Source organism: Bacillus sp. SIMBA_074, from assembly GCF_046534555.1.
Lineage (GTDB): Bacteria > Bacillota > Bacilli > Bacillales > Bacillaceae_G > Bacillus_A > Bacillus_A mycoides.
The window spans coordinates 1-448 of sequence record NZ_JAWRYM010000119.1 but is presented as its reverse complement, the minus strand read 5'-3'; the positions used below and the strand labels follow the sequence as shown (position 1 = coordinate 448).

The window sequence follows — 448 nt, the reverse complement described above, 5'->3', positions numbered from 1 at the left end:
CTATGTGTCGACTGTTTTGCCAGAGCTGGGCGAGGAAAATATGCAGCAAACCACTTTTCAGGAGTATACGGAGCATCGTCTTGGGCACCAATTTCAACTGGAAAGTCCACTGACACAAATGGAATACGTACTGACCGCTATGCAGCTTCCCGGCTACACTGAGCGCCTGGAAGGAATTCAATTCAAATCCTCTGCCCTGTTTATGCAGGCCATTGATCAATATGCGTCACATCTAAAACAAGCAGGTATTCTTTTTTCGCCCATCACCTTTCGCGGCAAGGTCCTCATTAGCTCCGAGCATATTCATGACATCTTTTACTCGTATGATACCTCCCTGCCTATTCCCAATCGGATGAGCCTCGTCGCAAAGGCGCTCTATGGTGAGCTTAAGCAGCTGGAGATTCGCGAACGAACAAAGCCGTGGGTGGAAGATGAGATGGAGCTGCTC

The 448-nt window shown here is 48.9% G+C and carries 1 pseudogene; it reads left to right on the top strand.

Annotation, left to right across the window (positions count from 1 at the left end):
• Positions 1–118 precede the first annotated feature (118 nt).
• A pseudogene (locus tag SB773_RS30110) lies at positions 119–448 on the top strand (helicase); the annotation flags it as partial.